This window comes from Desertibacillus haloalkaliphilus, from assembly GCF_019039105.1.
Classification (GTDB): Bacteria; Bacillota; Bacilli; order Bacillales; family KJ1-10-99; genus Desertibacillus; species Desertibacillus haloalkaliphilus.
The window spans coordinates 1-437 of record NZ_JAHPIV010000134.1; the positions used below are offsets into that span (position 1 = coordinate 1).

A 437-nucleotide genomic window follows, 5' to 3' on the forward strand; every position below is an offset into this window, starting at 1 on the left:
TGTTTACGCTGAGGCATTCACAGGTTCAAACGTTAACTGGAGAAATACTTAACATTGAAATAAAGTCCTCTTCGTTGGACTTATCCTCTGAACTATCTTATAGAAAGATACTTACTTCGATTATCATCAGCCTGAGTAGTGGTCTCATCGTTCTTGTGCTATTAATGGTTGGTTGGACGCTATATATTTCTAAAACGATTTTACATCCACTTAAAGAAATTTACACAGCAACAGAAGAAATGCGTGACGGCAACCTGAATTATGAGATTCACTACAAAAGAAATGATGAGATAGGCAGGTTCATTAAAGGTTTTAATACGATGCGAGATCATTTGAAACTATCGATTGCTAAGCAGCAGCTTTATGAAAACAATCGTAAGGAATTAATCGCAACAATCTCTCATGATCTAAGAACACCACTTCAGTCTATTAAGGGC

Annotated in this window: 1 protein-coding gene; it reads left to right on the forward strand. The window is 36.4% G+C overall.

Annotation, left to right across the window (positions count from 1 at the left end; genetic code table 11):
• On the forward strand, positions 1-437 hold a 437-nt coding region (locus tag KH400_RS21210), incomplete at both ends, for a HAMP domain-containing protein (protein WP_217228035.1).